Source organism: Peribacillus cavernae (assembly GCF_003989135.1).
In the GTDB taxonomy this organism is placed as follows: domain Bacteria; phylum Bacillota; class Bacilli; order Bacillales; family DSM-1321; genus Peribacillus; species Peribacillus cavernae.
In genome coordinates this window covers 1-6,958 of the sequence record NZ_RYZZ01000057.1, presented here as the reverse complement: position 1 = coordinate 6,958, position 6,958 = coordinate 1, and the positions used below count along the sequence as shown (strand labels likewise).

At 43.9% G+C, this 6,958-nt stretch carries 2 protein-coding genes and 2 pseudogenes; 2 read left to right on the top strand and 2 right to left on the bottom strand.

Annotated features, from left to right (window positions below):
• Window positions 1-299: 299 nt before the first annotated feature.
• Window positions 300-487, top strand: a pseudogene (locus tag ELQ35_RS23340) (tyrosine-type recombinase/integrase); the annotation flags it as partial.
• A gap of 330 nt (window positions 488-817) precedes the next feature.
• On the opposite strand, the gene ELQ35_RS22200 reads toward ELQ35_RS23340, so the two are convergent.
• Together ELQ35_RS22200 and ELQ35_RS22195 are read right to left on the bottom strand one after the other, a co-directional pair.
• Entirely contained in the window at window positions 818-3,418 is a 2,601-nt protein-coding gene (locus ELQ35_RS22200; RefSeq protein WP_126867352.1) for a DEAD/DEAH box helicase, read from the bottom strand.
• Between the two features lie 18 nt (window positions 3,419-3,436).
• Window positions 3,437-5,614, bottom strand: a complete 2,178-nt coding sequence (locus ELQ35_RS22195) for a site-specific DNA-methyltransferase (RefSeq protein WP_126867351.1) — start codon at window positions 5,612-5,614, stop codon at window positions 3,437-3,439.
• Between the two features lie 477 nt (window positions 5,615-6,091).
• Here ELQ35_RS22195 and ELQ35_RS22190 point away from each other — a divergent pair.
• Window positions 6,092-6,244, top strand: a pseudogene (locus ELQ35_RS22190) (tyrosine-type recombinase/integrase); the annotation flags it as partial.
• Window positions 6,245-6,958 lie beyond the last annotated feature (714 nt).

Sequence of the window (6,958 nt, the reverse complement as noted above, 5' to 3'; positions counted from 1 at the left end):
CTACACTTATGCGATCGTCGGCAGCGTCAGATGTGTATAAGAGACAGCATTAGAATTTCAATCTTCTCATCAAGATGAAACAACGAGTTATCAACTGCAAGCATGAGTCAATCACCGCCTTTTAGGGATATAAATACTATACCCCAAAAATTTCATGTAAAGCCTTCCCCAAAATTGCGTAAGAACCATTCTAGTTTAGCAGTTACAGAAAAAGCGAGCTTGTAAAATTCTTATCCCTTGCTCGTACTGAAGAACTTAGTAATGATTATACGCTGTTTTCGCTATTAGCCTATTCGTTGCATTCATTCAGGCATACGCATACATCGTTACTGAACGAAGCAGGGGTGGGGTTGAAAGAAATTCAACAACGATTCGGACATACAGATATTCAAACAACGATGAACATCTATGCTCATATATGACTGACAACATGGAAGAAAAGGCCTCCCATCAGTTCAGTAAACTGATGGGAGGCCTTCAACTTTAAAAGATATTTACATGTTAGATGAGCAAATAGGTGAGCATTTATTTCTGAAAACTCGTTAAACCCCTATATATCAAGGGATTTAAAACCCTATTACATCATGCCGCCCATATTTCCACTAATCTGTAACATTTGCAACGTTAGTCAACACAAGTTGATTATTCCGCGTTTTCAAACGTTTGCTTACGGTTTAAAATATAACATCTTTAACGAAAATTAATGGAGTAACACAGGGTTATGTTACCCTTTTGTTACTCCTGCTTTTCCACTACAGACTACTCCTGTGCAGTTAAATATAGTTGGTCGCTAATACCTCAGCTTAACCCTCATAAATCAACTCGGATAGTTGAGAGCAATATTATTGTCTTCATATAGAGATTTAGCACTACTTGCAGTTAGTACAGCTTTTCTCGTTTCTTTTTCCTGTAGATCTAGAATTTTATATTTTCCATTCAACTCAGAGACAACATCAATCCGGCGATACTGTGAACCATTGACTTCTGCATATCTCGCAAGCCCCTTAAGCTTAGGCAGAGCATCTGCAAGGTGGTAGCTATGTGGATCTACAATGTCAGCCACGTAACTGCCGTCGGCCAAGCGTGTGAAAAAAACAAAGTCGGGACGTACAATTTTGGTTTCTTCGCTAAACTCGTAGGTTACTCCCAGCGAATCTTGACTTGCGCGAGCAGGGTTGCGGTACCAGGCGATTATCTCATCGCGATTTATCTCTCTCAGAAGTACCTTTTCTTCCCACGGGTTGAAGTTCTCGGGGAATAATCCTTCTTTGTCACATAGCAGATGCTTTTCGTAGAGTGGCAGATCAACTCCGATTCCATCAGGATTGCGGGCGGTCGTTGGCTGCAACCAAGTCTTAGGTTTGGCCAGATTGACATCCAGAGGATCGGTGCTCATCTCGCGGATTTGCCGATATACCTCCTGTCGTTCGTCGTTCAAGCTCTTGATAGCCACCCGATAATCTGTCAGCCACTGGTTAGCTAGTTTCTCAGCTTCGCTTTCCAGATAACCTTTGACCTCTGGAACAAGCCCGATAGCCGCTACAATGGTGTGGGATTCTATCAGCGCCTCTTCTGGATCCTTGTCCTCAGGTGCTTGGCTGGCTAGATGCTCGCTGTAGGTCTTGGCCAAATCTGGGCTGATAATACGGCATGCGCGCTTGTAGACGTCCTCGATGACTGCATAGTCAGCTTCCTCGATGAAATCATTGAAGGTCATAGCCTTCTTCTTAATATCAGCCTTCACGGTCTTGCCCTCAACGGTCAAGATCGCATCCTGCGTCTCCCTAATTTCATCGTCATATGCAACTTGTGCGGCGTCTAGCACTTTGTGCAACTTAGCGTGAGCAATCTTACCTGCGTCTGCGAGAAGCCCGTCAGCAGCCAGTTCATGTGCCAAAATTGTCAGGCGTTTAACCGGACGGGATTGCTTCTTTGGTAAGGCCTGAGACGGGAGGGAAAGGAGCTTGTCCCAAACTTCAGTTGGAATAGTCGGGTTTGGCTTCATTTCACGGGGATTAATCAAGACCCGGCGGTCCGGAAGATCCTCGCTCGGCTCTCCGCCTGTCATCAGGGCAGCGACAACCGCTTCGACCGAAGTTTTATTAAAGTACGGCAGAAGGCAATCAACTGAGTTCAGCCGTTCGTTACCGGGAATGCGACGAGCAAGTGGCGTGCGTACCATCCGACCTAAAAGCTGTGTAATATGTGTCTTATCACTCGCCGCTCGGAACGAAACCATCACCTCTGCCCGAGGACAATCCCAACCTGTGCTAATCGCGTCCTTGGCGACGAGGATGCGTACCCAGTCTGACTCCTGTACACGTTCCGGTGCGATATAGGGGGCTATGTATCCGCCGAATGTTTCGGTCTTGTGCTCACCGAAAACGTTGTATACGCTGTCTCGCGGCAAATCAGGCCATGTCTCGAAGATAGTTTGGAGCCAGTTCCCGATCTCGTTGTGATTGGGAGAGTTCGGCACCTGCAATACCATCAGTGGGAGGATAGTTTTGGCTTTGCCCTGTTGCTTGGCATACTCCTCCCATGCCTTCGATATCTCTCGCAGTTTTCCCGTGCCCCGGCGCAAGAGGACCGTTGAAAAGTCACCAGCCTCATCAGGAACATCCAAATTTATCGTGTCTTTCAGAAGGCCGGATTCCTGGACCAACTTCGTATTAACGACCACGTTAGGCAATGTAGCACGACCTTCCATACCCTTGATGGCTTCGTTGAAGCGTTCGACGGTGGCCGAGATGCCCCAGACAATTGGAATGCCCGGAACGCCACCTGTCCCATTTATGAGTTGTTTGACGATGGTGGGTTTATTGTCGCCGTTTGAGCGATCTTCCTTCATCCCCCGATGCGCCTCATCTAACACGAGGTAGAGAGTCAGATCTGGATCTTCGATAGTATTTTGAATTGTGTCCCAAATAGTCTGAGAGCGAAGATCAGGCATAAAAAGCCGCATTTGCAGATCATCTGATTCGACAGCAGGGTCATCCTCATTATGCCCACGAACCAGAATGCTGTTTTTTGAGAGTTTCTGCGTATTAAGGAAATAGACCTTCCCTGGATCGAACCGCTCTCGTGAGAAGGTGTTTCCGATTGTTACAAGATCCGAGATATTGAGCTTATCCGAAGCTTCCTTTAGTCGAACCCTGGATTGCTGGTTTAAAGACGGATCATCGCTAAACCAGATAACCACTGCGCCAGGATCCGGCTCGAAATCGTAGTCATCATCGCCAAAAAAAAGCGCCTCGAACACGGCGGCAGCCATAATAGTTTTACCCGCACCAGTCGTCGCAGTCAGGGAAAACGCGTGTTTATCGCCATCTTCATGCCAACGTTTCTGTGTTTTCTTAAGATTGTCCAGAACTTTCTTGACAGCATCGTCCTGATAATCTTTAAGCGTAAACTTCATGTATAATCACTTCCTCTTTTATAACCCCACCGAAAAGCGAAAATTGGTGAGATAAGATTCATAAAGTCGTATCGGCTCGATTGCACTAGGCAGGCGTTGGGCCACGGATTGGAAACGTCGTTCGTCATCCGTTACGATATAAACAATGGATATTGTGCCCCTCTCCTCTACGGCGTAAGCAAACGCGGCGACTTTGTCTAGGTCTTTCAACAGACCATATGTATCGGTAACGTCCCAGCCCTGCTCTGGCAAACTCTCAATTCGTCGACCTTTGCTACCAGCCCGCATCCAGAGAAGCGGTGCAATCCGTTCAAAGGCACGATCATGGCTGACTGCAACGGGAGTTTCATAGGTAAGGGTGAAAAACTCGGCGTTTTCCGCGAACCCCTCAGCCAACGGAAACTTGTCGTAAAATGAATAATCACCTTTAATTTCTTCCCCTTCAGGAGTTCTGCCAGTTATTGAAGCCTCTATACGGGGTTTCGTTATGTATTCACAGATACCCCACTTTTCCCATTCAGGATCTCCGGGACGTAATCCCGCTTTACGAAGTGCTGCCTGCTCATTAGCGGCGACTTCGTTGTTGGTGACCAAAATACACTGGCGTCGACCCCCATCTTGTCGATTTAAACGTGCGACCGCATGACATGTCGTGCCGGAGCCAGCAAAAAAATCTAGGACAATTGCATCTGGCTTGTTCGAAATGAAAAACCGAAGAGTATCCTCGACAGCATACAGTGATTTTGGGAAAGGAAATTTCCGACCAGGAATAATCTTTCGCAATAGAGAGGTTCCATGATCTGTGGCACTATGCGCTGTTGTAGCCCATTGTGTCCGCGGCCGACCTTCAATTGCTTCATGTCCTGAATATTCCACAACGAGACCCCCAAATGCGTCGGTGCCAGTTACAACCAACTCACCCGAAGCAATTTTTTCTCGCTGACCTTCCATGAGATAGTATAGCGTTACCTTATTATTTTTGTTTATTGAACCAATCTTAATGTAGTTGTCTTTTAGCAGACTTCTGAAAGAATCCACATTTAACTGCCATCGTCCTTCAGAACCGTTTTGCCGGATTGGCCAGACTTCAATGATGTCGCCGTTTTTCTTTGTAAGATCTGGATGTTCACCTAACGGTAATGGTTCTCCGCAGCCAATGATCTTTTTTGTATTAATATCTATATAGATCGGATAGAATTTTAGCTTGGATTCTTCACGCTGTGCGCCACTTCCGCTCCGAAGAAGTGAAGCCCATCGGACGGGAGGAAGTTTCTTTTCCTCGACCTCTATACTGTTATTGTTGGAATCCTCATCCGTTAGTTCAGACTTTGAAACACATAGACCAGGAATTCGCTCATCACTGATTTCGGCAGCTCCAAAATAGACATAAAAAATGTACTCATCGACTCGGTAAAACTCCTTACCGCGAGCTGCTCCCTTGGGATTAATCATATTGCTGATCATTTGAATGCGCTGCCCCGGAAAAACCTGCTCCAGGAGTAACCCTAACCTGTGGAGTTCTTTTTCGTCAATGGTCACAATAAGCATCGAACATTCAGGGTTCAGAAGCCCTTTCGCAACTCGTAGTCTGCGCTCGATGAATGCTAGCCATTTGGAATGACGGTAAACGTCGTCTCCCTCTACATAATTATTATTGTATTTCCAGTCCCTCGCACCAGTGTTATAGGGGGGATCTATGTAAATTAGATCAATCTTGCCTCTATGTGTGAAGGTTAAGGCCTCCAGCGCATGGAAATTCTCGCTGTTAATTACAGTGTGATAGGGCTTGTCACCACCCCGAACTACCTGTCCAGTGCTGACAAGGCCAGGATAAATGTAATCTCCGAAATCTTCCACAACAACAAGATCCTCGACAACAACCTGTTGCGTTTCTAGCTCTGCCGTACCGATTGTCTCCAACTGCGCCATCCGCTTTCCGTCCACATTCTCAAAGCCGCGGACTCGCCAAAGCTGTGGATCGGCCTTCGAGGTCTTCCCACGTAGGGGCAAAACACGAACCTTTTCGCCTTTTCGCACTGGTCGTCCTGGTAACTCCGTACTTTCAGGGCGGTGGCGTTCGAAGTTCAGTCCAAAGGGTTTCCGGGAAGCGAGCACTTTGAATTCCCGTTCTAACTCTTTTCCGAGTTCAGGATCTTTAACCTTAGCCTGTGCAATTAAAGAAGTTAATTGTGACATTCAAACTACCTCTCTTGTATAATCTAAATTAAATGATCATTGCTACATAATTAACAGCGACCTAAAGCAATTTCCCATGATTGTTATGTAAAGTCTGTACGGTAATAGGTAGAGCCTTTAGGATAGTTTTTAATAATGCCATAATGATAATTATCGAGTCTAAATATATATTCTTTAATGACTATCTGATGAATCTTTAAACTGCTCTAAAATGTCTTCTTCACCTTTCAATTGTCCATACCCTAGTGAATTGTAATATTTGATGTGTTTTTCAGTAGCTTTAATTGCTAACTTCAGGGCTTTTTTCCCAAAAACTTTTTCAACATTCTCTAGAAAATACGTTGTGACTTAATTACTCATTGTATTTGGCATGTTCTTTTTTAGTATATCATTTATTTTCTATGTTTTTTAAAGAAAATGTGGACTAACTATTAGCTAGTTTAGTTGAAGTACTTAATATTCAAATATGTATCATTGTGTCTGTTGTTTGAAGCGGGAGCAAGCATAAAAGAGGTGCAAGAACGATTAGGGTATTCCGACATTCAAATGACCATGAACATCTATACACACGTTACTGACCACAGGAAAAAGCAAACCGCCCAAAAATTCCAAAAATATATAGAGTTATGATATGAGGGAAGATGCGGTCAAAAATATTTTCGTGGTTAAAATGTGGTCAAAAAGCACTTTTTAGGCATAAAAAAGACCCTTTCCACAGAATTGAAAAGAGCCTTGAAACGTTGATAATTAACGTTTTGAGAAATACGATTACATTTTTTAAGCATAGCCAATCCATCTAGAGCCTGTTATATACACATTATTAAAAATTAAAAATGGATGTATTTGTATGAAATAGGATAAAAATTAATATCATTTGAACCAACTTGAACCAAAATGATAGATGTTAGTTGAATACATTTTGCTACTTATGGAAGAGCCGACATAGAAGTAAGGAAAGGAACTTTCAACATCTTATTAATATCCTGAAATGCGTTATTCATTAATATAACTCTATATAAATATTAAAAATATACTTTAACATCATCTTTAGTTGCTGAACCATTCTCTTTTAATTTTTTTAATGACGAATTGTAATAGGCTCCTCGCCATTTAGTGTGGGAAAGTTAGTGTCCTAGTCTAATCCCAGGCCAAGTGAAGATGTAGTCCTTCTTAGCTTTTGATAGAGTTTCATTTCAGGGATAGCCCGTCAAGGAAAGCACTTGACAGCCTACCCCTGAAATGAATAGTGCGACGGTAAGCTAAGAAGGACCTACCCTAGTCGATGGGGCTCGACTCGGATACTTAACTTGTTCGCTGTTGCGTAGATCATAGCGATAAAGTTTT

Bases quoted from the DNA above. Each gene is read 5' to 3' on its own strand.
- ELQ35_RS22200 (WP_126867352.1), bottom strand. From the start codon at position 3,418: ATGAAGTTTACGCTTAAAGATTATCAGGACGATGCTGTCAAGAAAGTT.
- ELQ35_RS22195 (WP_126867351.1), bottom strand. From the start codon at position 5,614: ATGTCACAATTAACTTCTTTAATTGCACAGGCTAAGGTTAAAGATCCT.